Below are 24,707 nucleotides of genomic sequence, written 5' to 3' on the forward strand. Positions count from 1 at the left end.
TTTCGCAATGAAGAAGCAGCGGGCGGCCTTCGGGGTCGCCCGTCGTCTTTTGGGGCGGGGTCTTGACCTCGGGGGGCGGTTCTGACAGGGCGGGGCGTCACTTTCACGGGGGAATACCATGCCCAAGACCGATGTCTCCGGCCTGACCCAGCTTGGGGCCGCGACCGAGCTTCCCGCCTCGCCCGAGGCGGCGGTGCTGGAAAAGGTGCCGGCCGGCCATGCCGGCACCCGGTATGTCGTGCGCTTTACCGCGCCCGAGTTCACCTCGCTCTGCCCGATGACCGGCCAGCCCGACTTCGCCCATATCGTCATCGACTACATCCCTCGCGACTGGCTCGTGGAGAGCAAGAGCCTCAAGCTCTTCCTGCACTCGTTCCGCAACCACGGCGCCTTCCACGAGGATTGCTCGATCCATATCGCCAAGCGGCTCGTGGAGCTTCTCGATCCCGAGTGGCTCAGGATCGGCGCCTACTGGTATCCGCGCGGCGGCATTCCGATCGACGTCTTCTGGCAGACCGGTGCCGCGCCCGAGGGGGTCTGGATCCCGGATCAGGGTGTTTCGACCTATCGTGGGCGGGGCTGAGGAGTATCCGTCAGGCGCCCCGGCGCCCTTGACCGGCGGCGGAGAGAAGGCGTAGTCCCGCACCCATGAGCGACGAGACCCAGACCCCGCCCGAATGGCGCAATTTCTACGGCCGGATCCGGGGCAAGACGCTCCGGTCCAGCCAGAAGACCTATCTCAGCGAGGATCTCGACACGCTGCGCCCCGAGGGCGTGACGCGGGACGAGAACCCCGAGCGGCTGCCGATTGAGCCCGCCGCGCTTTTCGGCGACGACCGCCCGGTCTGGCTCGAGGTCGGGTTCGGCGGCGGCGAGCATCTGGTGCACATGGCCGCGCGCTATCCGGAAGTCGGGATCATCGGGGCCGAGCCCTTCATCAATGGCGTCGCGATGCTTCTGGGCAAGATCCGCGCGGCGGGCGTCACCAACCTCGCCGTCCATCCCGGCGATGCGCGCGACCTGATGGAGGTGCTGCCCGCGGCCTCGGTCGCGAAGGCCTTCCTCAACTATCCGGATCCCTGGCCGAAGCGCCGTCATCACCGCCGCCGCTTCGTCACCGCCGAGCATCTTCTGCCGCTCGCGCGGGTGCTGCGGCCGGGGGCGGAGTTCCGAGTCGCGACCGACATCCCAGACTATGTGCGCCAGACGCTGATCGAGGTGCCGAAGGCCGGGTTCGCGCTCGTCGCCTCGGTCGCGACGCCCTGGGAGGACTGGGTCTCGACCCGTTATGAGCAGAAGGCGCTGCGGGAGGGCCGGGTGCCGCATTACGTGACCTTCCGCAGGCTTTGAGGGCAGACGCCTCCGGCGGGGGTATTTTCGCAATGAAGATGCCCGGAGGCATGGACCGGCCGCGGGGCTTGCGCTATCAGCGGAACGATTTTCGCGAGGGAGAGAGCATGTCCGGCCACGGCGAACCGATACCGATGACCGCCCGCAAGTCCGGGCCGCTGAAGGGCGTGGCCGAGGTGCCGGGCGACAAGTCGATCTCGCACCGCGCGCTCATCCTCGGTGCGATGGCGGTGGGCGAGACCCGCGTGACCGGGTTGCTCGAGGGACAGGACGTGCTCGATACCGCCAAGGCGATGCGTGCCTTCGGCGCCGAGGTGACGCAGCTTGCCCCCGGCGAATGGTCGGTCCGGGGTGTCGGGGTCGGCGGCTTCGCCGAACCGGCCGAGGTGATCGACTGCGGCAATTCCGGCACCGGGGTGCGGCTGATCATGGGCTGCATGGCGACCTCGCCGATCACCGCGACCTTCACCGGCGACGCCTCCCTGCGCAAGCGACCGATGGGGCGGGTCACCGATCCTCTGGCGCTCTTCGGCGCGCGCGCCTATGGCCGCCAGGGCGGGCGGCTGCCGATGACGATCGTCGGCGCGGCCGAGCCGGTGCCGGTGCGCTACACCGTACCGATGCCCTCGGCGCAGGTGAAGTCCGCCGTGCTGCTCGCCGGGCTGAACGCGCCGGGCCAGACCGTGGTGATCGAGAAGGAGCCGACGCGGGATCATTCCGAGCGGATGCTCAGGGGCTTCGGCGCCGAGATCACGGTCGAGGATACCGACGAGGGCCGTGTCATCACCCTGACCGGCCAGCCGGAACTGAAGCCGCAGACCGTCGCGGTGCCGCGCGATCCGTCCTCGGCAGCCTTCCCGGTCTGCGCGGCGCTGATCGTCGAAGGCTCGGACATCCGGGTGCCGGGCGTCAGCCAGAACCCGACCCGCAACGGACTTTACACCACGCTCGTCGAGATGGGTGCCGATATCGCCTTCGAGAACCCGCGCGAGGAAGGCGGCGAGCCGGTCGCCGACCTGCGGGTGCGGTTCTCGGCGCTGAAGGGTATCGAGGTGCCGGAGGCGCGGGCCGCGAGCATGATCGACGAATACCCGATCCTCTCGGTCGTTGCCGCCTGTGCCGAGGGCACGACGGTGATGCGCGGCGTCAAGGAGTTGCGGGTGAAGGAGAGTGACCGGATCGACGCGATGGCGCGGGGCTTGGAGGCCTGCGGCGTGCGGGTCGAGGAGGAGGAGGACGTGCTCATCGTCCACGGCATGGGGCCGGGCGGGGTGCCGGGCGGCGCCACCGCGAAGACCCATATCGACCACCGGATCGCGATGTCCTTCCTGGTGCTCGGGCTCGCGGCGCAGAAGCCCGTGAGCGTGGATGACGGCTCGCCGATCGCGACCTCGTTCCCGGTCTTCGAGGGGCTGATGGCCGGCCTTGGCGCCGAGATCGTGCGGGCGGGCGCGTGATCTTTGCCGGCCCCTTATTTCATCCTTGAGGCGACGTAAGCCGTCGACCAAGAGTGACCTGATGCCTCGGCCATGGCAACGGCCTCCGTCACACGCCCGTCGCGCACCAGGAAACGCGCGAGGTCTGCCCTCAGATCGCGCATGACGATTTCGGTGTCGGACAGGCCCTCAAGTTGCTTCAGGGTGGCGAGGACACCGGGCACATCGCCGGCCGTGACCTGCGCCCTACCCAACGCACCAAGGGCCTTCGGCAGGTGATCGGGCGGAAGAAGGGCCAGGAAGGCCTCGACCTTCGGCTGGCTGGAAAAATACAGGGCCTCGACAGAGGCGGACACGGCTTGTTCCTGCCACAAGCGTTCCGTCAAATGCGCGAGACCTATCCGGGCCGCGTCGAAATCCAACGCGACGGAAGCGGCGATGATGCGGATTCTGTCGCCTCTGGCGATTCCTCTGTTGACCGCTTCAAACTGCCGCAAGTAGGCAAGCGCAAGGTCTATTTCGCCGCCGCGGGCGTACACCTCGGCAAGAATTTCGAGAACCCAGGATTCCTTCCACTGCCGTCCGCGCAACAACGGTTCATCTGCGATGGCGAGTGCGTCGGACAGACGACCCGCTTGGGCCATCTCCAGCGCGACCTTGGCCAGGGCTTCGGCCCGGTCGGTGCGGTCGGCAAAGCGCCGCACAAGGGCCAGCGCTGCATCCAGACCCTCAGTTTGCAGGACATGGGCAAGGGATACCTGGCCAATTCGGGTGGCGATATCGCGGTCAGGCACCTGCCGTAGCAGACCGAAGGCGGCATCGATCTGGCCGATGGCGATCAGGCCCTTTGCGGCGCTGAGGGAGAAGTCCTTGCGGTCATGCCAGCGCGCCGCCGCGATCTCGGCCTCGATACCGGAAACGTCATTGCCAAGGCCCAGTTGGTAGAGCCTGAAATCGGCCTCCTTTTCCGGATCGGTCTTGCGGTCATAGATATCGTCGATCATTTCGCGCAGGGCGGATATTGTATTCGGCGCGCGGCCGGGCTCGGGCATGCCGGAGAACCCCTGGCTAATGCCCAGTCCAAACAGCGCGAAACCCAGATCTGTCCGGGCCTGCCGCGGGTCGGCCGCGCGGGCGGTGACCGAGGGCCAAAGCAAGTCCAGCGTGGCAGCCCAGTCGTCGCGACCCGAAGTCTCCTGGAACATGGCGGTCACGATTAGGCCCGTGGCTGCGGCCCCGGCCTTTGGCGTGGCGAGCGACTGATCCAGCGCCATCTGGAAAACGCAATCTTGAGTGGGGGCGGAAAGGCAGGTCGGGTCGGCCTGAGCCGGGACGACGGAGAGAAGCAGCGCAACGATGGCGAGGTGGCCGAGCGGTGGAAGCTGTTCTCCGGGAACGCGCGAGCCGATCGCCGTATGCGGGGGATTGAAAAGGACGATCTTCATCAAAACACCTTGCAACCATGGCGCGAATAGAAACCGAGAGTGGACGGCGGTCAAGGTTTGACCTTGGCCGGGGGGCGGCTTAGAGGGAGGAAAACGCGGGGGGCGCAATGAGATTTACGGTGGCCATCGACGGGCCTGCGGCTTCGGGCAAGGGCACGATTGGCCGTGCCGTGGCGGCGCATTTCGGCTTTGCCCATCTCGACACCGGGCTGCTTTATCGTGCCGTGGGGGCCAAGGCGGGTCCGGAGGGCGATCCGGTGGCGGCGGCACGCGGTCTCGTGCCGGAAGATCTGCAGCGCGACGACTTGCGGTCGGCCGGGGCCGGTCAGGCCGCGAGCCGGGTCGCGGCGATCCCGGAAGTGCGCGCGGCGCTCGTCGCGTTCCAGAGAACCTTTGCCCGTCGTGACGGCGGCGCGGTGCTCGACGGCCGCGACATCGGCACCGTCATCTGCCCGGACGCCGAGGTGAAGCTCTACGTCATCGCCTCGGACGCGGTGCGCGCGCGCCGGCGCTGGCTGGAACTCAGCGCCAAGGGCGACCCGATCACCGAGGAGGAGGTGCTCGCCGACCTCAAGGCCCGCGACCGCCGCGATGCCGAGCGCGAGGCGGCGCCGATGCGCCCGGCCGAGGACGCGGTGGTGCTCGACACCACGGAAATGACGATCGAGGTCGCGGTCGCCCGCGCTTTGGCCGAGGTCGAGGCGAAGCTCGCCTGACCGCGCCTTTGCGCTGGCGGGGTCGGACCCCATATCGGACGCGGTACCCTTCGCAGGAACCGGAGCCGATACGCCCGTGTGGAAAACTGGCATACCATCGCGCATGATAGGGACGGCCTTGCTCGCCCTCGCGATTTTGTCTACGGCAATGCATGCGGAGGAGCGCCCAGAAACCGGCCTACTCTGGCGTCAGGGTGACCTGCCGGCGATCTTTCCGCTTCAGGTCAAGACGCTGCCCGGGAAAGACTATTTCCTTCTCCTCGTGGAGGTTGAAACCGGGACGAACCGGCTTGCCGCCAATCTTCGCGGCGGCGAATTCTTCCGGGTTCTTGTGCCGCCCGGACGCTACGCGCTTCATATCGCCTACGGCAGCGACTGGCTGGGCGAGGCGCAACTTTTCGGTGACGGCCCGGCGGCGGGGAGCATGATCCTGCGCGATCCCCTGAGCTTCGAGGTCAAGGGGCTCGGCCGCAAGTCGGGTCACATCGTGGATCTGCGTGGCGGCACCCACGCGTCCCCGGCTCTGGCCGGGCGCGAGGACTGGGCGCTCTGCCAGTCGCTGCGGCTCGATCCCGAGAGCCTCTTTTGGTTTCCACCAAAATGGCCGGTGCCGCGTTTCGAGCCCGACGGCGCGAGCTTGCGCCCGGTCCTGCCGCAAGACCTGCCCCCTCCGGTGCCGCGCTACGACGTCGTCGCCCGGTTCTGCCGCTGATCGGGGCCAAACGGGCGCGCGGCTCTTGCCTCATACCCCGGAACTCTCTATAGCGGCTCCAGTCAAAAAGGCGGTGGAAGCCAAAGACGAGCATACGGGCAGGGTCGGGAGAAATCCGCGGCCCTTATCGTTTGTTCGGCGCCTATGACGCCAACCAAAGACCGGCGGAGCCAACCGCATGGCCAGAAACACATGAAAAGGAACTGAACACGCATGTGCGCTAAAGCGACGATGGAGGAATTCGAAGCCCTCCTCAAGGAAAGCTTCGAGATCGACACGCCCGAGGAAGGGACCGTTGTCAAAGGCAAGGTCATCGCGATCGAAGCGGGCCAGGCCATCATCGATGTCGGCTACAAGATGGAAGGCCGCATTGATCTCAAGGAATTCGCCAACCCCGGCGAGCCGGCCGAAATCGCCGTCGGCGATGAAGTCGAGGTCTATCTCGACCGCGTCGAGAACGTCCGGGGCGAGGCTGTCATCAGCCGCGAGAAGGCCCGCCGCGAAGAGGCCTGGGACCGTCTCGAGAAGGCCTATGCCGACGAGCAGCGCGTCGACGGCGCGATCTTCGGCCGCGTCAAGGGCGGCTTCACCGTCGATCTCGGCGGCGCCGTTGCGTTCCTGCCCGGCTCGCAGGTCGACGTCCGTCCGGTCCGCGATGCCGGCCCGCTCATGGGCATGAAGCAGCCGTTCCAGATTCTCAAGATGGACCGCCGCCGCGGCAACATCGTCGTTTCGCGCCGCGCGATCCTCGAAGAGTCCCGCGCCGAGCAGCGCGCCGAGGTCATCGGCGCCCTGTCGGAAGGCCAGACCGTCGACGGCGTGGTCAAGAACATCACCGAATACGGTGCCTTCGTTGACCTCGGCGGCGTGGACGGCCTGCTCCATGTCACCGACATGGCGTGGCGCCGCGTGAACCACCCGAACGAGATCCTGAACATCGGCGAGACCGTCAAGGTCCAGGTGATCAAGATCAACAAGGAAACCCACCGCATCTCGCTCGGCATGAAGCAGCTTCTGTCCGATCCGTGGGATACCGTGGAAGCGAAGTTCCCGATCGGCTCGGTCCACAAGGGCCGCGTCACGAACATCACCGATTACGGTGCGTTCGTGGAGCTGGAAGCCGGCGTCGAGGGCCTCGTCCACGTCTCCGAGATGTCCTGGACCAAGAAGAACGTCCATCCGGGCAAGATCGTCTCGACCTCGCAGGAAGTCGACGTCATGGTGCTCGAGATCGACACTGCGAAGCGTCGCGTCTCGCTCGGCCTCAAGCAGACGATGCGCAACCCGTGGGAAGTCTTCTCGGAAACCCACCCGGTCAACACCGTCATCGAAGGCGAAGTCAAGAACATCACCGAATTCGGTCTGTTCATCGGCCTCGAGAACGACATCGACGGCATGGTGCACCTCTCCGACCTCAGCTGGGAACAGCGCGGCGAGGATGCGATCCAGAACTACCGCAAGGGCGACGTGGTCAAGGCCGCCGTCACCGAGGTCGACGTGGAGAAGGAGCGCATCTCGCTCTCGATCAAGGCGCTCGACGCCGACACGTTCTCCGATGCGGTTGACGGCGTGAAGCGCGGCTCGGTCATCACCACCACGGTCACCGCGATCGAGGATGGCGGCATCGAGGTCGAGTACAACGGCATGAAGTCCTTCATCCGCCGTTCGGACCTCGCCCGCGACCGCGCCGACCAGCGCCCCGAGCGCTTCCAGGTTGGCGACCATGTCGACGCCCGCGTGACCAACGTGGACTCGAAGACCCGCCGCCTCGGCCTGTCGATCAAGGCGCGCGAGATCGCCGAAGAGAAGGAAGCCGTGGAACAGTACGGCTCGTCCGACTCGGGCGCCTCGCTCGGCGACATCCTCGGCGCCGCGCTGAAGGGCAACAAGTAAGCATCGCTTTTGCGACGATAAGGAAAGGCCCCGCGGTTACCGCGGGGCCTTTTCGTTTCCGCCGGGCGACGGGCGCGCCGCCCCGCCGGGCGAATCACGGCGCGCGCGCCCACTCCGCGCCCGTCGTTATTCGGCATCCCTCCCTGCCGGTGACCGGGCTGTGGCTTCGCCTTGGCGGGCCCCGGTTGTTCAATTCTTGCCGAGCGGGCGGAAATGCTGCTTTTCCAAAGGCTTTCCTGTTTGTCGAGTCGCGCTTTCCGCCTATAGTTTCGGGCGAAGAAAACTGCGGCTGGCAACCAAGCCGGCACGCGAAGGGGGGTTCCGTATGATCCGGTCTGAACTGATCCAGAAGATTTCCGAGGAGAATCCACATCTCTTTCAGCGCGACGTCGAGAGGATCGTGAACACGATCTTCGAGGAGATCATCGAGGCGCTCGCCCGTGGCGACCGGGTCGAACTGCGCGGTTTCGGCGCGTTTTCGGTGAAGAAGCGCGACGCCCGTATCGGCCGCAACCCCCGCACCGGCGAGTCGGTCGAAGTCGAGGAGAAGCACGTGCCCTTCTTCAAGACCGGAAAGCTCTTGCGGGACCGGCTCAACGGGGGGTAAGGATCGCGCATGTTGCGCATGTTCCGCCTGATTTTTCTTGCCCTTCTGGCCATCGCCCTCGTAGCGGTTGCCTCGGCAAATCGTGACACGGTGACCCTGCGGCTCCTGCCGCAGGAACTCGACGCCTATCTCGGCTTCGGCTGGTCGGCGGAGTTGCCGTTGTTTCTCGTGATCTTCGCCGGCATCGTCGCCGGGCTCGGCATCGGTTTCGTCTGGGAATGGTTCCGCGAGGCCAAGCACCGCGCCGCCGCGAGCCAGCACAAGCGCGAGGCCGGACGGCTGGAGCGCGAGGTGTCCCGGCTCAAGGCCGCCAAGCCCGAGCCCGAGGACGAGGTGCTGGCGATTCTCGAAGGCAAGGGCGCGGCGCGCTGAGCGTATCCCCGCGCCCGACCGGAGCCGGAAACGACCGCATGGACCAGATCCGCGTGAAAATCTGCGGGCTTCGCGATAAAGCCCATGTCGAGGCCGCCGTGACGGCGGGGGCGGCCTACCTCGGCTTCGTTTTCTTCGCGAAATCGCCGCGCCATCTCGAAATTGCCGACGCTGCCCGGCTCGCCCTCGACGTGCCGCCTGGAGTGGCCAAGGTCGCGCTGACGGTGAACGCTACCGATGCCGAGCTCGACGCGATCACCGGCGCGGTGCCCCTCGACATGCTCCAGCTCCACGGCACCGAAAGTCCCGACCGCGTGGCCGAGGTCCGCGCGCGCTACGGCCTGCCGGTGATGAAGGCGGTGGGCGTCGCGGGTCCCGAGGATCTTGCCGCGCTCGATGCCTATGGCCGGGTGGCCGACCAGCTTCTGGTCGACGCCAAGCCGCCGAAAGGGGCGGCGCTTCCCGGCGGCAACGGGCTCGCCTTCGACTGGAGGCTCGTCGCGAAGAAATACTGGCCCTGTCCCTGGATGCTCGCGGGTGGACTCACCCCCCTGAACGTCGCCGAGGCGATCCGGCTCACCGGCGCGCGGCAGGTCGACGTGTCGTCAGGCGTGGAAAGCGCGCCGGGCGTCAAGGATGCCGAGCTGATCCGCGCCTTCATCGCCGCCGCCCGCGGCGCCGTCCCGGCATGACCCGCTTCCGCGAGGGCCGGCGCGAGGATGTCGTGGCGGTGATCGCGCTTCTCGCCGACGACGACTACGGCGCCGGGCGCGAGACCGCGCCGCTCGACGCCTATCTCGCCGCCTTCGATGCGATGCAGGCTGAGGGCACGAACCACCTGATCGTCGGAGAGCGGGACGGCCGCATCGTCGCGACCTATCAGATGACCTTCATCACCGGGCTCTCGCACCGCGCCACGCGCCGCGCCCAGGTCGAAAGCGTCCGTGTCGCCGCCGACCTGCGCGGCCAGGGGATCGGCCGGGCGATGATGGCGGATGCCGAGGCCCGCGCCCGCGCCGCCGGTTGCCGGATGATGCAGCTCACTACCCAGAAGGGCCGCAACCGGGCGCGGGAATTCTACGACCGGCTCGGCTTTACCCCATCCCACATTGGCTATAAACGCGAGTTGAGCCCCTGAAGGAGACGCGACGATGGCCGACGACCTGTTCAACAGCTTCATGAACGGACCCGACGAGCGGGGCCGCTTCGGCGATTTCGGCGGCCGCTTCGTCTCGGAAACGCTGATGCCGCTGATCCTCGATCTGCAGGCCGAGTACGAGAAGGCGAAGACCGACGCGAGCTTCTGGGCCGAGATGGACCATCTCTGGAAATACTATGTCGGCCGGCCTTCGCCCCTCTATTTCGCCGAGCGCCTGACGACGCATCTCGGCGGCGCGAAGGTCTACATGAAGCGCGACGAGTTGAACCATACCGGCGCGCACAAGATCAACAACGTCTTGGGCCAGATCATCCTTGCCCGCCGCATGGGCAAGACCCGGATCATCGCAGAGACCGGCGCCGGGCAGCACGGTGTGGCGACCGCGACGGTCTGCGCCAAGTTCGGGCTGAAGTGCATCGTTTACATGGGCGCGCATGACGTCGAGCGGCAGGCGCCGAACGTCTTCCGCATGCGCCTCCTCGGCGCCGAGGTCGTGCCGGTGACCTCTGGCCGCGGCACGCTCAAGGACGCGATGAACGACGCGCTTCGCGACTGGGTGACCAATGTCCGCGACACGTTCTACTGCATCGGCACGGTCGCCGGTCCCCATCCCTACCCGGCGATGGTCCGCGACTTCCAGTCGATCATCGGCAAGGAGGTGCGCTGGCAACTCGTCGAGCAGGAGGGCGAAGGCCGGCTTCCCGACACTGTCATCGCCGCGATCGGCGGCGGCTCGAACGCGATGGGGCTCTTCTTCCCGTTCCTCGACGATCCGTCGGTCAACATCATCGGCGTCGAAGCGGGCGGCAAGGGCGTCGACGAGCGGATGGAGCACTGCGCCTCGCTCACCGGCGGGCGGCCCGGCGTTCTGCACGGCAACCGGACCTACCTCTTGCAGGACGAGGACGGCCAGATCCTCGAGGGCTTCTCGATCTCGGCGGGCCTCGACTATCCCGGCATCGGCCCCGAGCACGCCTGGCTGCACGAGACCGGCCGCGCGAAATATGTCGCGATCACCGACAAGGAGGCGCTGGAGGCGTTCCAGCTTAGCTGCGCGCTCGAAGGGATCATCCCGGCGCTGGAGCCCTCCCACGCGCTCGCCCATGTGATGAAGATCGCTCCGACGCTGCCCAAGGACCACATCATCGTGATGAACATGTGCGGCCGCGGCGACAAGGACATCTTCGCGGTCGCAAAGCACCTCGGGTTCGACATCAAGACCTGACCCGGGCGGGTGATTCCCGCGCACGAACGTCTCTCGCCGGCCCGGCCCTGCCGTGGCCGGCGTTTTTCTGCCAGCCGTCCTTGCGTTGAAATCACACCGTTTTTTCGGCGGACTCCGCGCCCAGCGCGATGATCGGCAGCGGACCGCCGACCGTGTGAAACGGCGTGGCACATTCTCGACAAAAAGTCATTGTATGCGTTGACCGCAACAGCGGCGCCTTCCAGCCAGGACTGTCCCGAATGGAGGGTCAAACGAGGCACGAACAACCTGTCGATCAGGAGGACGCGATCTTGAAGCACTTGTTGACACTTGCAGTCGCACTAACGCTTGGCGCCACCATGAGCCACGCCGAGGGCGCGATGGAACAGGGACTCATCGATGACGATGACGCCATCCTCGAGGCGGACGATTCCAGCGTGGATGGGTCCGGCTCGGCGGAAACGGACGCGGACGGGTCAGGTGGCTTCGTTCTCGCGCAGACCGATCGCCACAAGGGCGGCGGCGAGAGCGACTCGGACGGATCGGACGACGGCGATGACGACGACGGCGACGATTCCGACGATGACGGGGACGATTCAGACGACGATGGCGACGATTCCGACGGCGGTGACGATTCCGACGGCCGTGACGATTCCGACGATTGAGCTTGCGACGGTGGCGCGGATCTGACCGGTCCGCGCCCGCCTTGCCACTGTCTCGCCCCCTCCTAGCCCAGCGCGTAAGTGCTGAGCACCGAGAGCGGCAGGACTTCCAGAGCGCGCGCATGGGTGGCGGCAAGCCGCACTTTCGGCGCGCAGCCCTCGTCATGCGCCTGGGCGAAGCGTACCGCGCAGAGGCACCACGAATCGCCCGGCTTCAGCCCCGCGAAGCGCAACTCCGGGCGCGGAGTCGTCAGGTCGTTGCCGACGTATTTCGAGAAGGCGAGGAACTCCGCGGTCATCACCACGCAGACCGTGTGGCTGCCGCGATCCTCGACACAGGTATTGCAGTGCCCGTCGCGGAAGAACCCGGTCAGGGGCGCGGTTGAGCAGGGTTCGAGCGGACCGCCAAGGACGTTGAGAGAAGGCATCGGCTCTACCATGGCAGGCTCTCCGGTTCGGGTGGCCGCCAGTCGATCCAGCGGCCGTGAAAGTCGGCGCGGCCGACATAGTGGCGCTGCCCGCCCGGCCACAACGTCATCGACAGCCCGGCGCCCGGGGCGCGGCCATCCGCCTCCATCGCGACGAGCGCAAGCGGCGCTTCAGAACTGCTGCTTCGGCCGGCGGCGGCCAACAAAGCGGTACCGCGAGCGCGCGCGGCCTTGGGGAAATACTGCCATGCCACCGTATGGAACACCATATGCAGCCGCCCTTCGACAGGCGTCGCAAGGCGGCGTTCGAGGAAGTCGATCGCGTCCGCCCGCTCGACCCGAAGCCGCAGCCGGGCTGCCTCTTCAAGCGCCGCGCGCATCCGCTCCAGCCGCGCCGGCTGGTCGGGCCAGATGAACGAGAGCAGCCGTGTTCGCTCCGTCACCGGATCAGGCGGCGCGAGATCGGCGCCGGCGCGGCCGGCGACATGCAGAAGAACGTCCTCAGGCAGAGCGCCGCGCCAGTCCGGGCTCAGCCGCACCGGCGCGCCTTGCGGCCCGAACCACCGGCCACCGACGCAGAGCGCGTAGCGGTCCAGCAAGAGGTTCAGCCCGGCGCTGGCGCCAAGCTCGCTCAGTTCCAGCGGCAGCCCGGTCCGGGCGGCAAGCCAACGCGCCGCGGCGATGAGAAAGGCCGAACGGCCGACCTCGTTGGTCTGCGGCGCATAGTCGAGCCGGCGGTCGATCCAGGCCTCTTCAGCGACCACCGCCGCGCCGATGGCGGCCCAAAGCGCATCGTCTGCCGCCCCTGCCGGCGGATATAGCGCGGCAAGGCCCGGCGCCCGCCGCTCCAGCACCAGCCCGTGCAGCGCGCCGGTCAGGCGCAGGGGCACCGATGCGCCACGCGACGTCGGATCCCCCTGCCAATTCGCGATCCGCGCGGCGACGCGACCCTCCGGCAGACCGCGCGCGGCGATGAGGTCGAGCAGTCGGGCGGTGAACGGCGATCCGAGCGCGGCGCAGTTCACCGCCTGCTCCCGGAATGCCGCGCGCCAGTTCACCTGAACCGGTCCATGAGGCGCTGGAGCGGGGAGCGGGTATCCTCCTCCGGCGCGGGTTCGGCCGCCTTCGCCGGCGCTTCCGGCTTCGCCGTGCTGTCCGCGCGCCCCGAGGATCGCGGCGGCGCGGTCCTGAGCGACACCGCGTTCATGAACCGCGTCGCGTCGCCGGCGGCAAGCGCCGCCGCCCCGTCCGAGATCCCGCGCATGAGGTCGTCGAGCCAGCCCGCCTCGGCCTTGGCGAAGTCCGACAGCACATAGGGAGAAACGCGGTCCTTGTGGCCCGGATGGCCGATGCCGAGCCGCACCCGCTCATAGCCCTCGCCGATGTGCTGGTGGAGCGACCTGAGCCCGTTGTGCCCGGCATGGCCGCCACCGGTCTTCACCCGGACCTTGCCGGGCGCGAGGTCGAGCTCGTCGTGAAAGACGGTGACGTCGCCGGGTTCAAGCTTGTAGAACCGCATCGCTTCCCCGACCGACTGGCCGGACAGGTTCATGAAGGTCCCGGGCTTCAGGAGCGCCACCCGCTCGGTCCCGAGCCGGCCTTCGCTCACCAGCCCCTGGAACTTCGCCCGCCACGGGCCGAAACCGTGATCCGCGGCGATCCGGTCGACCGCCATGAAGCCGATATTGTGGCGGTTGCCCGCATATTTCTGGCCCGGATTGCCGAGCCCGACGAAGAGCCGCATCTCGCCCCCATTAACTGCGCGGCCACCCTAGAGCCGAGCCCCGACCGGCGCAACCGCGCCCCCGGCCGCCGGATCACGCATAGAGGGACCGGACGACACCCCGGCGGGGCTCGGGAAAGCGCGCCGCCGCCCCTTCATCCTGCCCCAGGTATGCCCGCCGGCGGCGGGCCGCCACGAGGGCACGCCGCACAAGGTTACAAACGAAAACGCGGGACCCGAGGGCCCCGCGCTGACTGTATCGCGATGGACGGAGGATTACTCCTCGTCGCCCTCTTCGACTTCCTCGCCTTCCTCGGCATCGGTCGACCGCAGGCCCGAGGGCGCCGCGATGTTGGCGATGACGAAGTTGCGCTGGATCGTCGGCTTCGCACCCTTCGGCAGCTCGATGTCGTTGATGTGGATGACATCGCCGATGTCGCGGCCCGAGAGGTCGACGGTGATGTGATCGGGGATATCGCCCGCGGTCACTTCCAGCTCGACTTCCGGACGCACCACCACGAGCGTGCCGCCCTTGCGGAAGCCCGGCGCCTTGTCCTGGTTCACGAAGTCGACGTGGATGTAGAGGCTGATCCGCGAGGTGCGCTTCAGCCGCATCAGGTCGAGATGGGTCGGCAGGTCCTTCACGACATCGCGCTGGACGTTGCGGCAGATCACGCGGACGTCTTCTTCGCCCTCGACCTTGAGGTTGAAGAGCGTCTGCAGGAACCGGCCCTGCTTCAGCTTCTTGAGAAGCATGTGATAGTTGACGTTGATAGCGATCGGATCCTTGCCGCCGCCATAAACGATGCCGGGTACGTTGCCCTCACGACGAGCTTGACGAGCGGCCCCCTTGCCTGTCCCCGTCCGTACCTCGGCGATAAGATCGGGGATCTCACCAGCCATTGGTCTCTCCATAGGTTAAAAGGGCATCCTCCAAGGGTGCATGCCCATGAAGCGGGGCGTATAGACGGGATCGGCCGCGAAGGAAAGCGGATTCTTGACCCCCTGCCCTCACGCGAAACCGTCGAGGAACCCCTTCGGGATCATCAGGTTGTGGCGGCCGAGCCTTGTCACCGCGGTCTCGCCGCAAAGCGCCATCGAGGTGTCGAGCTCCTTGTGGATCACCTGAAGTGCCTTCTTCACCCCCGCCTCGCCCATCGCCCCGAGCCCGTAGACGAAGGCCCGCCCGATCATCACGCCCTTCGCGCCGAGCGCCACCGCCTTGAGCACGTCCTGGCCCGAGCGGATGCCGCCGTCCATCCAGATCTCGGTCTTGCCTCCGACCGCCGCGGCGATCTCCGGCAGCATCCGGATCGACGACAGCGCACCGTCGAGCTGGCGTCCGCCGTGGTTCGACACCACGATCGCGTCGGCACCCAGCGCCGCGGCGCGCTCGGCATCCTCGGGCTCCATCACGCCCTTCAGGATCACCTTGCCGCCCCACATGTCCATGAGCTTGCGGATCTTGTCCCAGTTGAGGGCGTGGTCGAACTTCTCGGCCGTCCAGGCCGAGAGCGAGGCAGGATCGCTCACGCCTTCGACATGACCGACGATATTGCCGAAGAACCGCCGCCTGGTGCCCAGCATCTCCAGCCCCCAGCTCCATTTGGTGGCGAGATTCAACATCGTCGGGATCGTCAGCTTCGGCGGGGCGGAAAGGCCGTTCTTGAGGTCTCGGTGGCGCTGGCCGAGGATCTGAAGGTCGACGGTGATCACCAGCGCCGAACAGCCCGCCGCCTTCGCCCTGTCGATGATCCGGCGATTGAAGTCGTCGTCGTTGAGCGTGTAGATCTGGAACCAGAACGGCTTTTCGACATGGGCGGCCACGTCCTCGATCGAGCAGATCGACATGGTCGAGAGCGTGAAGGGCACACCGAACTTTTCCGCCGCCCGCGCCGCCTTGATCTCGCCATCGGCGTTCTGCATCCCCGTCAGCCCGACCGGCGCCAGCGCGACCGGCATCGTCACGCGCTGGCCCGCCATCTCGGTCGCGGTCGAACGCCCGGTCATGTCGACCGCGATCCGCTGCCGGAGCCGGATCTGGGCGAAATCCGAGGAATTCTCGCGGAAGGTCTGCTCGGTCCAACTGCCCGACTCCGCGTAATCGTAGAACATCCGCGGCACCCGGCGCCGATAGAGACGCTTCAGATCGTCGATGCAGGTGATCACGGGCATGGCGGCCTCCGATTGGATTGGTTATTTTTCTTTACCAATTTATCGAGCGGCTGACAACCCGCTTCCGGCTTGCGCTTCGGCGCGTCGCCCTGTGCACTGGCTTCCGGAAGCACGGTACACGGAGACGATCCTCTGGGCCTTTCTGACCAGCCTCGCCGAGGGGCCGACGACCGACGTCGGCGCGATCGCCCGGCGCAGGTCAGAGCATGTGCCAGCTGCCGATCAGCGCCGCCTGCCCGTGCCGCACCCCGCCGCGGTCGACGACGTTCCACAGGACCGTCCGCGCGATCCGGAACCGCTGTCCGGTCGCGGAAATGCGGATCCCCTCGTAATCGTCGATCCAGCCCTTTTCGAGCGCCGCTGCGAGCAGCCGGGAGCGGTCGCCCTGGATCGCCGGGTCGGCCTCGGCCGAGTGGCGCGAGGGCAGGCGCGTGAAGCGCGCCCAATCCAGTTTCCAGAGTGCGAGCGCGGCGGCATTGGCGTAGTAGAAGACCGGATCGGCCTCGGTCCCGTGCGCGACGATGGGATCGGGCAGCCGGAACAACGCCTCGGCCAGCGCCGGACCGTCGAGGCCCGGCACGAGGTCGCGTCCGGTCAGGCGCCGGAAACTGTCGACAAGAAGCGCGCTGTAGGCGGCGACCTCGGAGCGCCGGAACGGTTCCGCCGCCTCAGGCGGCATGCGCGCCCGCGGCAAGCCCTTCGACGAAGGCGAGGATTTCGGGCACCGGCTTGCCCTCGCCCACCATCTTGACGATGGCCGAGCCGACGACGGCGCCGTCCGCGACCGAAGCGATCGCCTGCGCCGTCTCGGGCGAGCGGATGCCGAAGCCGACGATGACCGGCAGGTCGGTCGCGGCCTTGATCCGTGCCACTTCCGGACCGACATCGCCCGCCTCGGCCGCCGCCGCGCCGGTGATCCCGGTGATCGAGACGTAGTAGACGAAGCCGGACGTGTTCTGCAGCACCTTCGGCAGCCGCCGGTCATCGGTCGTCGGCGTGGCGAGCCGGATGAAGTTCATCCCCGCCTTCTGCGCCGGGATACAGAGCTCGTCGTCCTCCTCCGGCGGCAGGTCGACGACGATCAGGCCATCGACCCCGGCCGCCTTCGCATCGACGAGGAACTTGTCCACGCCGCGCGAATAGATCGGGTTGTAGTAGCCCATCATCACGATCGGCGTCTCGTCGTCGCCCTTGCGGAACTCCGCCACCATGTCGAGCGTCTTCTGCAGTGTCTGCCCGCCCTCGAGCGCGCGCTGGCCCGCGAGCTGGATCGTCGGCCCATCGGCCATCGGATCGGTGAAGGGCATGCCGAGCTCGATCACGTCGACGCCGGCGCCAGGCAGGCCTTTCATCAACGCGAGCGAGGTCTCGAGGTCCGGATCGCCCCCCATGATATAGGCCACGAAAGCCTTCTTTCCGGAGGCTTTCAGGGCGGCGAACCTGGCGTCGATGCGTGTCATGGGCGTCCCTTTCTCGGTATCGCCCCGATGTGCAGAAACGCGCGGGGAAAATCAATGGCCAGCTTACCCTTGGGTGCGTCTCATCCGGCCGGCGGGACCGAGCTGCCTTCCTCCTGGCCTGCGGCCGGCAGCGAGTAATGCGCCTGAACCGCCCGCCACGCGCCATCCTCGCGCTGAAGCACATAGGTCACCCGCGCCGGCAGGGTCATGTCCTGGCCGCCCGCCGTGATCTCGAACGCGCCGTCGGACGACACCCAGGCGATGTCGCCGGCGGCGGAGACCGCGGGGTTGAACAGCTTGATCGCTATGGCGTCGGTCTGCGCCCAGTCGCGCTTGACCTGGGCCTCGATGGCGGCGGGCCCGACCGGCTTTTCGTCCGCGCCGGTGCCGAACACCGTCACGTCCGGGTCCGTCCCGAAACAGGCCATGAGCTCCTTCAGGTTCCGTTTTGCATAGTGTTCGGAAATCGCCGCGATCACTTGCTTGATGTCGGCTTCCGTCTTCCCATCGGCTTTCATCTTCACGTCCCCCTGTCAGGCCGGTCTGGCCGGCATTCTCCCAGATGAAAAGGCTCCGTGCGCCGGAGTTTAACCGGAATTGCCGATTCTCTTGTTCGGAAATTAGTCGCTCGCGACGGGCGAGGGTCAGCGGCCGACGCTGGTGAACTCTTCGCGGGGATCAGGACCAATACCCAGCCAGCCTGCGGTCACCTCGGCGAGATGTTCGCGCAGGCGCGATTTCTCATCCGAGCCTTCAAGCGAGGCGGTGATGAGGTCCGCGCCGACATGGGCTGCCAGATCGGCATCGACCTCCGCCGGTTCGGTGAGCGCCGCACCGGTGTCCGCATCCACCGCCCGGATCGAATAATGGATGTTGTAGACAGCGGAGGGAGCATTCACCATCGCGATCGGTGTGACCCCGTGGAACTCCCTGAGCACCACCTCGAGCTTGACCGGTCGATCTCCGACGAGGCCCGTCGTGCCTGCCGCGATGCCGTCATTGAGGATAGCCGAAACCTGCGCGCGACGATCGCCGTCGGGATCGCCATGCCAGACAATATCGGCAGGCGGCATGAGGAGGTTTTCGTCGCTGACGGTCAGTTTCTCGGGGATCAGGACATCGACCTCGTGGACATGCCAGGTCCGCGTCACCTCCGCGTCGAGCGGTGCGGCGTAGTCAGTGGACCAGTGCGTCGCGCAACCGGTCAACACGAGGCAGGCAATCAGGGGTTTCAACCAGCTCATCGGATCCTCACTCACAACACGTTCAATGCCCACCGGGATCGGTGCCGGCCAGAACGAGGGCACCGTGGCCCAGTTTGACTGTGCATTCAACCAGCCGACTGTATTCACCTGCGTTAAAGGCAAAACGCTTGCCGAAATGTTGACCGGATGGCCACACTATCGGGCCCGAAGGGAGCCCGCGGCAGCATTGAGCGGAACCGAGGTTCATGCGAGGATGGCCGAGGGAGGCGCCATGCCGGTGATCCGCTTCACCGCCAATCTTGTCCGACACCGTCCGGTGCCCGAGATCACCGCCGGCGGCGCCTCGGTGCGCGAGGCGCTCGAGGAGGCCTGGGCGGGCGATCCGCTGCTGCGCTCCTACATCCTCGACGAGCAGGGGCGGCTTCGTAAACATGTCAACGTCTTCGTTGACGGCGAGATGGTCACCGACCGGCTGCGGCTGTCCGACCCGGTGGCGCCGGGGGCCGAGATCTACGTTCTGCAAGCACTTTCAGGAGGATGACAGATGGACCGGCTCTGGGTGGGTACGCGCAAGGGGCTTTTCCGGTTCGTGGCCGATGGCACGGGCTGGCGCCAGGACGGCCCGCCCGCCTTCCTCGCCGCGCCGGTGAGCCAACTGCTCGAAGACAAGCGTGACGGCGCGATCTATGTCGCGCTGAACCACGGCCATTTCGGCTGCAAGCTGCACCGCTCCGACGATGACGGCCGGAGCTGGGCGGAACTGCCCTGCCCCGCCTATCCCGCCTCGGACGCGCCCGACGCCCCGGCGCTCGAGATGATCTGGGCACTTGCGCCCGCGGGCGCCGACCGGCCCGGCGAGCTCTGGACCGGCACGCTGCCCGGCGGGCTCTTCCACAGCGCCGACCGCGGCGAAAGTTGGCGCCTGGTCGAGAGCCTCTGGGACGTGCCGCAGCGGGCGAAATGGTTCGGCGGCGGCTATGACCACCCCGGCATCCACTCGATCCTCGTCGATCCGCGCGACAGCGACCGGATCGTCCTTGGTGTCTCTTGCGGCGGGGTCTGGCTGACCGAGGACGCCGGCGTGACATGGCAGCAGGGCGGCCACGGCCTGCGCGCCGATTTTCTGCCGCCTGACCAGGCCACGGATCCCACGAGCCAGGACCCCCATCTCATCGCCCATTCCGCCGCCGATCCCGACCGGATCTGGTGCCAGCACCATTGCGGAATCTTCTCCTCGAAGGATGGCGGCCGGACCTTCGCCGAACACAGCGCCAATGCCCGCCCCTCCGCCTTTGGTTTCGCCGTCGCGGTCCACCCCGCGCGGCCCGACCACGCCTGGTTCGCACCGGGCGTGAAGGACGAATGCCGGGTGCCGGTCGACGGCAGGCTGGTCGTCACCCGCACCACCGATGGCGGCGCCACATTCGACGCGCTCTCGGCCGGCCTGCCGCAGGACAATGCCTATGACCTCATCTACCGCCACGCGCTCGTCGTCGACGACAGCGGCAAGCGGCTCGCGATGGGGTCCACCACCGGCAATCTCTGGACCTCGGCCGATGGCGGCGATAGCTGGTCGCTCGTCTCGGCAAACCTGCCGCCGATCGCGCAACTCGCCTTCGCCTGACCCTGCGGGGCTTGACCGCGGCGACCCTTCCCCCGTAGATGCGCCCGACCTTAAAGGAGGGCGCGCAAATGGGCTTCAGGATGGGCATCGTCGGTCTGCCGAACGTGGGCAAGTCGACGCTCTTCAACGCGCTGACCCGCACCGCCGCGGCGCAGGCCGCGAACTTCCCCTTTTGCACGATCGAGCCCAATGTCGGCGAGGTCGCGGTGCCCGACGCGCGGCTCGACAAGCTTGCCGCCATCGCCGGCTCCAAGCAGATCATCCCGACCCGGATCACCTTCGTCGATATCGCCGGCCTCGTCCGCGGCGCCTCGAAGGGGGAAGGTCTCGGCAACCAGTTCCTCGCCAACATCCGCGAGGTCGATGCCATCGCCCATGTGGTCCGCTGCTTCGAGGACGGCGACGTCACCCATGTCGAGGGCCGCATCGACCCGATCGCCGATGCCGAGACGATCGAGACCGAGCTGATGATCGCCGACATGGAATCGATCGAACGCCGGCTCGCCAACATCGCCCGCAAGATCAAGGGCGGCGACAAGGAGGCGGTGGCACAGGAACGGCTGATGAAGCAGGCGCTGGCCTCGCTCGAGGCCGGCAAGCCGGCCCGCACCGTGCAGGTCTCCGAGGAGGACGCGAAGGCCTGGGCCATGCTCCAGCTCCTGACCTCGAAGCCCGTGCTCTTCGTCTGCAACGTCGAGGAAGCCTCGGCCGCCACCGGCAACAGCCAGTCCGCCCGCGTGGCCGAAATGGCCGCGAAGCAGGGCGCCGGCCATGTGGTGATCTCGGCCAGGATCGAGGAGGAACTGGCCCAGATGCCTGCGGAGGACGCAGCCATGTTCCTTGAGGAAATGGGGCTCGAGGAGGCCGGGCTCGACCGGCTGATCCGTGCGGCCTATGACCTCCTCGGCCTCCAGACCTATTTCACCGTGGGTCCCAAGGAGGCCCGCGCCTGGACGATCGAGAAGGGTACGCTCGCGCCGCAGGCGGCCGGCGTCATCCACGGCGATTTCGAGCGCGGCTTCATCCGCGCCGAGACCATCGCCTATACCGACTACATCGCCGGCAACGGCGAAGCCGGCGCCCGCGAGGCCGGCAAGTTTCGCGTCGAGGGCAAGACCTACGAGGTCAAGGACGGCGACGTCCTGCACTTCCTCTTCAACGCCTGATCACCTCGGCCCGAACCGCGCTCACTGCCGCGACTTGTGGATCGCTCCCTCGAGGATCTCGTTGCTCATCCGCACCAGCTTGCCACCCTCGGCAACATACTGGTCGAGCGCCTTCTGCAGGAACTCGCGCTGGATGCGCAGGAGATCCGCAGGGTTGCGGCAATGCAGGATCGCATGCTGGGTCTTGACGTCTTCGGCAATCCGTTCGGCCACGAACTGCGCGGCCTCTCGCCCGAGATCCCCCATCCCTTCCAGCCACGCCATGTAGATCTGCGCCACGGAACCGGCGTCCGCGGTCTGCAGTTTGGTCATCGCCTTGAGCGCCGTGTCGCCCGGGTCTGACAACGTTACCCGCGAGGTCGTCTTCTCGGCCATCTTGCGTCCTTTCTGAGTCGTCGCGGGCAAGATTCTACCCGCTTTTCCCCGGCCCACCTTAACTCGGCGCAATCCCCGCATCGAGTGCGCGGATTTTCGCCGAACGCCATCGGGGTACAAATTTTGTATTATTTCAATCGCTTGATTCGCGGACACCAGACCAACCGCTCACGCCCTGTGGCCGAATTCCGCGTGCCGGGCATCCTTCATGAGCTTGTCGAAATCCGCGCCCGTCACCGAGATCAGGGTGCGATGATCGCCGCCCTCGAACCAGACCCTGTCTAGTCCGGCGAGGCTTTCGTCGATCACGACCGGCACGCCATAGGCCGCCCCGACCGGCGGCGCCGCCCCGACATCGCAGTCGTCGAAGATCTCCTTCACCTCGGTCTCGCTCGCCAGCCCGAGCCGGCGGTCGAGGATGCCCTGAAGCGTGCTCAGATCGACCCGGTGGCTGGATGGAACGACGGCGAGGACATGGCCGTCCTCGAGGTGGATCGCCACCGATTTCGCCAGCTTGTCGCCGGGGATATGCGCGGCCTCGGCCGCCTCGCTCGCGGTCGCGGTGCGGGGATGGGAGACGGTTTCGTAGGGGATGCCTTTGCCGTCGAGATGCGCCTTGAGGCGCTTCGCAATCGTCATGGTGACCTCCGTGCCAATGGGCGCGCGGACCGCGGAACGCGAGCGCCTCGCGCCGGCTTCCTGAACGCCCATTCTGCGCCTCATCCCGCGACCCGGCAAGTCAGGGTTGCACACAACCGCCCTTTCCCCCTTGCTCAGCGCCGCCCCTGCGATTAAACGGGTCGACGGAGACGTGGCCGAGTGGTCGAAGGCACACCCCTGCTAAGGGTGCAGACGGGGAACCGTCTCGAGGGTTCGAATCCCTTCGTCTCCGCCACTTGCCCTCGCGAAAGCGTTCTCCCGATCCGGCTGCGGCCGGATTTTTCCATTGTTTTCGAGGGTTATGCGGTTGGGGCTGAGCACTGACTGCGGCGCGAAACAGCCGAAATCGTTCTCTCCGGCGCAATATTCTCTGAACCTGATGACTGCGCCGATTTGGTGCAGAGGTCGTAGCCTCCTGAAATCCCTATCCTTTTCAAACTGGCAGCTTGAACACTTCGATGCAAGTGGCGCTCGGTGAGATGGAACCGAAATCGAACGTCCGCCTTCGTCCGCGTGCCGGCCGCACCCGAAAATCGATCCGGCAGGATGCCCTTGTTCGGCCGAAGCGGTCGTTCGCTGCGGCCCGACCAAACGTCCGGGTTGCGTACTAAGCGGTCATTCGCTGCCTTTGCCTCAATAGGCCGCCTTTGTGCCGACTTCGGTATTTGCTGAGAACGCGTTGCTGGTGATCGAGCAGATCAGGGCAAGGGCACATCCACCAACCACACCACCGCCGGGCTCTGTTCGCGACGACGTGAACGGGCACGAAGTTGCCGCAGCCGGGAATTCCGTGTGAGTGTACTTTCCGAGCGCATTCCGCGCGTTTCAACACTCTCTAAACATGTGGAGCGATGGATGATGAAGAATCTCGGACAGCGCGGCGTTTTGGCAGTGTTAATGCTTGTTGCTGGGGCGGTCATGGCTTGGGCGGATATCTCGGGGTCGTATTTCGTCTACGGGCGGCACGGCGACGGGCGCGCCTTTGAGGGGACAGCAACAATTACCGCCGCTAACGAAGACCGTTATGCGGTCGAATGGATTGTTGGTTCCGGAACCTATAACGGCATTGGGGTTCTGGAGGGCCGGGTCCTGACCGTCGACTGGGACACCGAAGCACCGGCCATCTATGTGGTGATGCCCGATGGCGAATTGCACGGTACATTCGAGGATGGCCTTGCCGTGGAACTGCTAACGCCGGAGCGGCGGCAGCTCGACCGGGATCAGGGCGCCGATTAGGGATTTCCGTGTGGAGACCTTTCGGGGTCCTTCCCGAGTGAACATGCCACCCATCGTCACCGACATTCGCCGTCCCGCAGTATCTTGGTCACTGTGGGCTTAAACCAGTCACTCGATGGTTTCGTTCAGGCACCACGGCGATATGACGCCCCGAACGACCGCTAAGCGGACAAACCAGCCACTAAGCGAAGCCGGCCGATCTTGCAGGCAGCGGTTAGGCAATGACACTCACTGGTGCCCCTTCGGTAACCTCGCCGCCCTCCAGGACTTCTGCGTAAACTCCTAGGTCCAGGTGGCCAAAGTTTTTCTTCAGTGCGACCGGAACATTGACGTCTCGTTCGCCCGTGGCCGGGTTGACCATCGTGGCGGCACAACGAACCGTCCGCGACACGACTTTCAGTCGCGCGTCGCCGATTTTTAGCAGCTTGCCGACCCAGTCGAATTCGAGCCATTCCGGCATGTCCTCGATGTAGAAATTGGACCGGAACCTTATCGGGTCCAGGGTCACGCCCATGGTCCTTTCAAGCGCTGCGATAGTCGCGAGGTTCATCAGCGAGACGTATTTGTAGGTCGCCGACCCTGGCTTCTCGCTAGCATTCGTAAGGGCATGCCCCACTCCTCCGACGATCCGGAGTTCCAAGGTTCCAGTGTCCGACAGAAAGCCGCTGATGAAGTGTTCTAGTCGGTGCCGATCTTCCGGGTCGTCAATAATGCCCGCTTCGAGCAGACGGCCGTCACGCCGGATTTCCAGCCTGCCTTCTTCCGGGTCGAAATGCGTGCGCAACTCAGCAAGTTTTTCGTCACGCATCAACATATAGAACTGCGTCTTCGGCAGGTATTGCGGGACATCGGGGTCGAATTGGCAGTCCGGTCGCGCAAGGCCGTAGCGACGATCGTAGGGTAGCACTTCATGTGGCTCCAGCATCACCCGCCGAAGACCCTCGGGGCTAAGGCCCTTAACGGGATACCGATAGATGCTCTTGATGCGCATGGGCTTCTATGTCCTTACCCGCTTTTGCTCGTACGTTCCTGATTTTCATTCTGACATGGAGCAAGAGCAGAGCGTAAGCAGAATTCGAACGATCCACGTTAGCACCTG

General features: G+C 66.3%; 29 protein-coding genes and 1 tRNA gene. 17 read left to right on the forward strand and 13 right to left on the reverse strand.

From position 1 onward, the window contains the following. Positions 1-118 precede the first annotated feature (118 nt). The 3 genes from queF (at position 119) to aroA (ending at position 2,807) form a co-directional block, all read left to right on the forward strand. The gene (queF, locus tag OEZ60_RS12870; protein ID WP_263336792.1) at positions 119-583 is read left to right on the forward strand and encodes a preQ(1) synthase; all 465 of its coding nucleotides are present in this window, start codon (positions 119-121) and stop codon (positions 581-583) included. Between the two features lie 65 nt (positions 584-648). Further along, positions 649-1,350 carry a tRNA (guanine(46)-N(7))-methyltransferase TrmB gene (gene trmB, locus OEZ60_RS12875; RefSeq protein WP_263336794.1) on the forward strand — a complete coding sequence of 234 codons (702 nt, stop codon included), beginning with the start codon at positions 649-651 and terminating at the stop codon, positions 1,348-1,350. A 107-nt stretch (positions 1,351-1,457) separates the two neighbouring features. After that, a complete protein-coding gene (gene aroA / locus OEZ60_RS12880; protein ID WP_263336963.1) occupies positions 1,458-2,807 on the forward strand; it encodes a 3-phosphoshikimate 1-carboxyvinyltransferase in 1,350 nt (449 codons plus the stop codon). Positions 2,808-2,821: 14 nt separating this feature from the next. Here aroA and OEZ60_RS12885 read toward each other — a convergent pair whose 3' ends face one another. Beyond that, the gene (locus OEZ60_RS12885; RefSeq protein WP_263336796.1) at positions 2,822-4,231 is read right to left on the reverse strand and encodes a tetratricopeptide repeat protein; all 1,410 of its coding nucleotides are present in this window, start codon (positions 4,229-4,231) and stop codon (positions 2,822-2,824) included. Positions 4,232-4,338: 107 nt separating this feature from the next. On the opposite strand from OEZ60_RS12885, the gene OEZ60_RS12890 reads away from it, so the two are divergent. From OEZ60_RS12890 to OEZ60_RS12930, 9 genes are all read left to right on the forward strand, one after another. After that, positions 4,339-4,947, forward strand: coding sequence for a (d)CMP kinase (locus tag OEZ60_RS12890; protein ID WP_263336798.1), 609 nt, complete (start codon positions 4,339-4,341; stop codon positions 4,945-4,947). A 148-nt stretch (positions 4,948-5,095) separates the two neighbouring features. Next, positions 5,096-5,659: a hypothetical protein gene (locus OEZ60_RS12895; RefSeq protein ID WP_263336800.1), complete on the forward strand. Its 564-nt coding sequence runs from the start codon at positions 5,096-5,098 to the stop codon at positions 5,657-5,659. 213 nt (positions 5,660-5,872) lie between these two features. Next, positions 5,873-7,552, forward strand: coding sequence for a 30S ribosomal protein S1 (rpsA, locus tag OEZ60_RS12900; protein WP_263336802.1), 1,680 nt, complete (start codon positions 5,873-5,875; stop codon positions 7,550-7,552). A 325-nt stretch (positions 7,553-7,877) separates the two neighbouring features. Further along, a complete protein-coding gene (ihfB, locus tag OEZ60_RS12905) occupies positions 7,878-8,159 on the forward strand; it encodes an integration host factor subunit beta (RefSeq protein ID WP_263336805.1) in 282 nt (93 codons plus the stop codon). Positions 8,160-8,177: 18 nt separating this feature from the next. Beyond that, positions 8,178-8,531 (forward strand): LapA family protein, encoded by a 354-nt coding sequence (locus OEZ60_RS12910; RefSeq protein ID WP_317852834.1) that lies wholly within the window; start codon positions 8,178-8,180, stop codon positions 8,529-8,531. A gap of 38 nt (positions 8,532-8,569) precedes the next feature. After that, positions 8,570-9,223 carry a phosphoribosylanthranilate isomerase gene (locus OEZ60_RS12915; protein ID WP_263336807.1) on the forward strand — a complete coding sequence of 218 codons (654 nt, stop codon included), beginning with the start codon at positions 8,570-8,572 and terminating at the stop codon, positions 9,221-9,223. Next, entirely contained in the window at positions 9,220-9,669 is a 450-nt protein-coding gene (locus OEZ60_RS12920) for a GNAT family N-acetyltransferase (RefSeq protein ID WP_263336809.1), read from the forward strand. Before OEZ60_RS12915 ends, OEZ60_RS12920 begins: the two co-directional genes overlap by 4 nt. 13 nt (positions 9,670-9,682) lie before the next feature. Continuing rightward, entirely contained in the window at positions 9,683-10,915 is a 1,233-nt protein-coding gene (gene trpB, locus OEZ60_RS12925; protein WP_263336811.1) for a tryptophan synthase subunit beta, read from the forward strand. Between the two features lie 338 nt (positions 10,916-11,253). Beyond that, positions 11,254-11,559 carry a hypothetical protein gene (locus tag OEZ60_RS12930; RefSeq protein WP_263336814.1) on the forward strand — a complete coding sequence of 102 codons (306 nt, stop codon included), beginning with the start codon at positions 11,254-11,256 and terminating at the stop codon, positions 11,557-11,559. A 62-nt stretch (positions 11,560-11,621) separates the two neighbouring features. On the opposite strand, the gene OEZ60_RS12935 is transcribed toward OEZ60_RS12930, so the two are convergent. The 9 genes from OEZ60_RS12935 to OEZ60_RS12975 all read right to left on the reverse strand — a co-directional run bounded on the left by OEZ60_RS12935 (position 11,622) and on the right by OEZ60_RS12975 (position 18,694). Next, a complete protein-coding gene (locus OEZ60_RS12935) occupies positions 11,622-11,996 on the reverse strand; it encodes a DUF2237 family protein (protein ID WP_263336817.1) in 375 nt (124 codons plus the stop codon). Beyond that, positions 11,990-13,042: a DUF2332 domain-containing protein gene (locus OEZ60_RS12940; RefSeq protein ID WP_263336820.1), complete on the reverse strand. Its 1,053-nt coding sequence runs from the start codon at positions 13,040-13,042 to the stop codon at positions 11,990-11,992. Before OEZ60_RS12940 ends, OEZ60_RS12935 begins: the two co-directional genes overlap by 7 nt. Continuing rightward, on the reverse strand, positions 13,039-13,728 hold the full coding sequence (gene pth / locus OEZ60_RS12945; RefSeq protein ID WP_263336824.1) for an aminoacyl-tRNA hydrolase: 690 nt from the start codon (positions 13,726-13,728) through the stop codon (positions 13,039-13,041). Before pth ends, OEZ60_RS12940 begins: the two co-directional genes overlap by 4 nt. A gap of 255 nt (positions 13,729-13,983) precedes the next feature. Beyond that, a complete protein-coding gene (locus OEZ60_RS12950) occupies positions 13,984-14,610 on the reverse strand; it encodes a 50S ribosomal protein L25/general stress protein Ctc (protein WP_263336827.1) in 627 nt (208 codons plus the stop codon). Positions 14,611-14,718: 108 nt separating this feature from the next. Continuing rightward, the gene (locus tag OEZ60_RS12955; protein ID WP_263336829.1) at positions 14,719-15,882 is read right to left on the reverse strand and encodes an alpha-hydroxy acid oxidase; all 1,164 of its coding nucleotides are present in this window, start codon (positions 15,880-15,882) and stop codon (positions 14,719-14,721) included. A 199-nt stretch (positions 15,883-16,081) separates the two neighbouring features. After that, positions 16,082-16,561: an MEKHLA domain-containing protein gene (locus OEZ60_RS12960; protein WP_263336831.1), complete on the reverse strand. Its 480-nt coding sequence runs from the start codon at positions 16,559-16,561 to the stop codon at positions 16,082-16,084. Then, a complete protein-coding gene (trpA, locus tag OEZ60_RS12965; RefSeq protein ID WP_263336833.1) occupies positions 16,551-17,342 on the reverse strand; it encodes a tryptophan synthase subunit alpha in 792 nt (263 codons plus the stop codon). Before trpA ends, OEZ60_RS12960 begins: the two co-directional genes overlap by 11 nt. An 80-nt stretch (positions 17,343-17,422) precedes the next feature. Beyond that, positions 17,423-17,860 (reverse strand): nuclear transport factor 2 family protein, encoded by a 438-nt coding sequence (locus OEZ60_RS12970; protein ID WP_263336835.1) that lies wholly within the window; start codon positions 17,858-17,860, stop codon positions 17,423-17,425. 126 nt (positions 17,861-17,986) lie between these two features. Further along, positions 17,987-18,694: a DUF6778 family protein gene (locus OEZ60_RS12975; protein ID WP_263336838.1), complete on the reverse strand. Its 708-nt coding sequence runs from the start codon at positions 18,692-18,694 to the stop codon at positions 17,987-17,989. A gap of 124 nt (positions 18,695-18,818) precedes the next feature. Here OEZ60_RS12975 and OEZ60_RS12980 point away from each other — a divergent pair, with 124 nt between their 5' ends. The 3 genes from OEZ60_RS12980 to ychF all read left to right on the forward strand — a co-directional run bounded on the left by OEZ60_RS12980 (position 18,819) and on the right by ychF (position 21,337). Then, positions 18,819-19,088 carry a MoaD/ThiS family protein gene (locus tag OEZ60_RS12980; RefSeq protein WP_263336842.1) on the forward strand — a complete coding sequence of 90 codons (270 nt, stop codon included), beginning with the start codon at positions 18,819-18,821 and terminating at the stop codon, positions 19,086-19,088. Positions 19,089-19,091: 3 nt separating this feature from the next. Next, on the forward strand, positions 19,092-20,171 hold the full coding sequence (locus OEZ60_RS12985) for a WD40/YVTN/BNR-like repeat-containing protein (RefSeq protein ID WP_263336844.1): 1,080 nt from the start codon (positions 19,092-19,094) through the stop codon (positions 20,169-20,171). Positions 20,172-20,239: 68 nt separating this feature from the next. Next, positions 20,240-21,337: a redox-regulated ATPase YchF gene (gene ychF / locus OEZ60_RS12990; RefSeq protein WP_263336847.1), complete on the forward strand. Its 1,098-nt coding sequence runs from the start codon at positions 20,240-20,242 to the stop codon at positions 21,335-21,337. Positions 21,338-21,358: 21 nt separating this feature from the next. Here the strand turns inward: ychF and OEZ60_RS12995 are convergent, their stop codons facing one another. Together OEZ60_RS12995 and OEZ60_RS13000 are read right to left on the reverse strand one after the other, a co-directional pair. Then, positions 21,359-21,712 carry a phasin family protein gene (locus tag OEZ60_RS12995; protein ID WP_263336850.1) on the reverse strand — a complete coding sequence of 118 codons (354 nt, stop codon included), beginning with the start codon at positions 21,710-21,712 and terminating at the stop codon, positions 21,359-21,361. A 168-nt stretch (positions 21,713-21,880) separates the two neighbouring features. After that, the gene (locus tag OEZ60_RS13000) at positions 21,881-22,351 is read right to left on the reverse strand and encodes an aminoacyl-tRNA deacylase (RefSeq protein WP_263336852.1); all 471 of its coding nucleotides are present in this window, start codon (positions 22,349-22,351) and stop codon (positions 21,881-21,883) included. Between the two features lie 166 nt (positions 22,352-22,517). Between OEZ60_RS13000 and OEZ60_RS13005 the strand changes: the two genes are divergently transcribed. Next, positions 22,518-22,607 (forward strand) — tRNA-Ser (locus tag OEZ60_RS13005). Between the two features lie 620 nt (positions 22,608-23,227). Next, on the forward strand, positions 23,228-23,608 hold the full coding sequence (locus tag OEZ60_RS13010; RefSeq protein ID WP_263336854.1) for a hypothetical protein: 381 nt from the start codon (positions 23,228-23,230) through the stop codon (positions 23,606-23,608). Between the two features lie 214 nt (positions 23,609-23,822). Here OEZ60_RS13010 and OEZ60_RS13015 read toward each other — a convergent pair whose 3' ends face one another. Then, the gene (locus tag OEZ60_RS13015) at positions 23,823-24,599 is read right to left on the reverse strand and encodes an MOSC domain-containing protein (RefSeq protein ID WP_263336856.1); all 777 of its coding nucleotides are present in this window, start codon (positions 24,597-24,599) and stop codon (positions 23,823-23,825) included. Positions 24,600-24,707: the final 108 nt, after the last annotated feature.

The sequence above is a fragment of the Albidovulum salinarum genome (assembly GCF_025673475.1).
Classification (GTDB): domain Bacteria; phylum Pseudomonadota; class Alphaproteobacteria; order Rhodobacterales; family Rhodobacteraceae; genus Albidovulum; species Albidovulum salinarum.

Bases quoted from the DNA above. Each gene is read 5' to 3' on its own strand.
- queF (WP_263336792.1), top strand. From the start codon at position 119: ATGCCCAAGACCGATGTCTCCGGCCTGACCCAGCTTGGGGCCGCGACC.
- trmB (WP_263336794.1), top strand. From the start codon at position 649: ATGAGCGACGAGACCCAGACCCCGCCCGAATGGCGCAATTTCTACGGC.
- aroA (WP_263336963.1), top strand. From the start codon at position 1,458: ATGTCCGGCCACGGCGAACCGATACCGATGACCGCCCGCAAGTCCGGG.
- OEZ60_RS12885 (WP_263336796.1), bottom strand. From the start codon at position 4,231: ATGAAGATCGTCCTTTTCAATCCCCCGCATACGGCGATCGGCTCGCGC.
- OEZ60_RS12890 (WP_263336798.1), top strand. From the start codon at position 4,339: ATGAGATTTACGGTGGCCATCGACGGGCCTGCGGCTTCGGGCAAGGGC.
- OEZ60_RS12895 (WP_263336800.1), top strand. From the start codon at position 5,096: ATGCATGCGGAGGAGCGCCCAGAAACCGGCCTACTCTGGCGTCAGGGT.
- rpsA (WP_263336802.1), top strand. From the start codon at position 5,873: ATGTGCGCTAAAGCGACGATGGAGGAATTCGAAGCCCTCCTCAAGGAA.
- ihfB (WP_263336805.1), top strand. From the start codon at position 7,878: ATGATCCGGTCTGAACTGATCCAGAAGATTTCCGAGGAGAATCCACAT.
- OEZ60_RS12910 (WP_317852834.1), top strand. From the start codon at position 8,178: ATGTTCCGCCTGATTTTTCTTGCCCTTCTGGCCATCGCCCTCGTAGCG.
- OEZ60_RS12915 (WP_263336807.1), top strand. From the start codon at position 8,570: ATGGACCAGATCCGCGTGAAAATCTGCGGGCTTCGCGATAAAGCCCAT.
- OEZ60_RS12920 (WP_263336809.1), top strand. From the start codon at position 9,220: ATGACCCGCTTCCGCGAGGGCCGGCGCGAGGATGTCGTGGCGGTGATC.
- trpB (WP_263336811.1), top strand. From the start codon at position 9,683: ATGGCCGACGACCTGTTCAACAGCTTCATGAACGGACCCGACGAGCGG.
- OEZ60_RS12930 (WP_263336814.1), top strand. From the start codon at position 11,254: ATGAGCCACGCCGAGGGCGCGATGGAACAGGGACTCATCGATGACGAT.
- OEZ60_RS12935 (WP_263336817.1), bottom strand. From the start codon at position 11,996: ATGGTAGAGCCGATGCCTTCTCTCAACGTCCTTGGCGGTCCGCTCGAA.
- pth (WP_263336824.1), bottom strand. From the start codon at position 13,728: ATGCGGCTCTTCGTCGGGCTCGGCAATCCGGGCCAGAAATATGCGGGC.
- OEZ60_RS12950 (WP_263336827.1), bottom strand. From the start codon at position 14,610: ATGGCTGGTGAGATCCCCGATCTTATCGCCGAGGTACGGACGGGGACA.
- OEZ60_RS12955 (WP_263336829.1), bottom strand. From the start codon at position 15,882: ATGCCCGTGATCACCTGCATCGACGATCTGAAGCGTCTCTATCGGCGC.
- OEZ60_RS12960 (WP_263336831.1), bottom strand. From the start codon at position 16,561: ATGCCGCCTGAGGCGGCGGAACCGTTCCGGCGCTCCGAGGTCGCCGCC.
- trpA (WP_263336833.1), bottom strand. From the start codon at position 17,342: ATGACACGCATCGACGCCAGGTTCGCCGCCCTGAAAGCCTCCGGAAAG.
- OEZ60_RS12970 (WP_263336835.1), bottom strand. From the start codon at position 17,860: ATGAAAGCCGATGGGAAGACGGAAGCCGACATCAAGCAAGTGATCGCG.
- OEZ60_RS12980 (WP_263336842.1), top strand. From the start codon at position 18,819: ATGCCGGTGATCCGCTTCACCGCCAATCTTGTCCGACACCGTCCGGTG.
- OEZ60_RS12985 (WP_263336844.1), top strand. From the start codon at position 19,092: ATGGACCGGCTCTGGGTGGGTACGCGCAAGGGGCTTTTCCGGTTCGTG.
- ychF (WP_263336847.1), top strand. From the start codon at position 20,240: ATGGGCTTCAGGATGGGCATCGTCGGTCTGCCGAACGTGGGCAAGTCG.
- OEZ60_RS12995 (WP_263336850.1), bottom strand. From the start codon at position 21,712: ATGGCCGAGAAGACGACCTCGCGGGTAACGTTGTCAGACCCGGGCGAC.
- OEZ60_RS13000 (WP_263336852.1), bottom strand. From the start codon at position 22,351: ATGACGATTGCGAAGCGCCTCAAGGCGCATCTCGACGGCAAAGGCATC.
- OEZ60_RS13010 (WP_263336854.1), top strand. From the start codon at position 23,228: ATGATGAAGAATCTCGGACAGCGCGGCGTTTTGGCAGTGTTAATGCTT.
- OEZ60_RS13015 (WP_263336856.1), bottom strand. From the start codon at position 24,599: ATGCGCATCAAGAGCATCTATCGGTATCCCGTTAAGGGCCTTAGCCCC.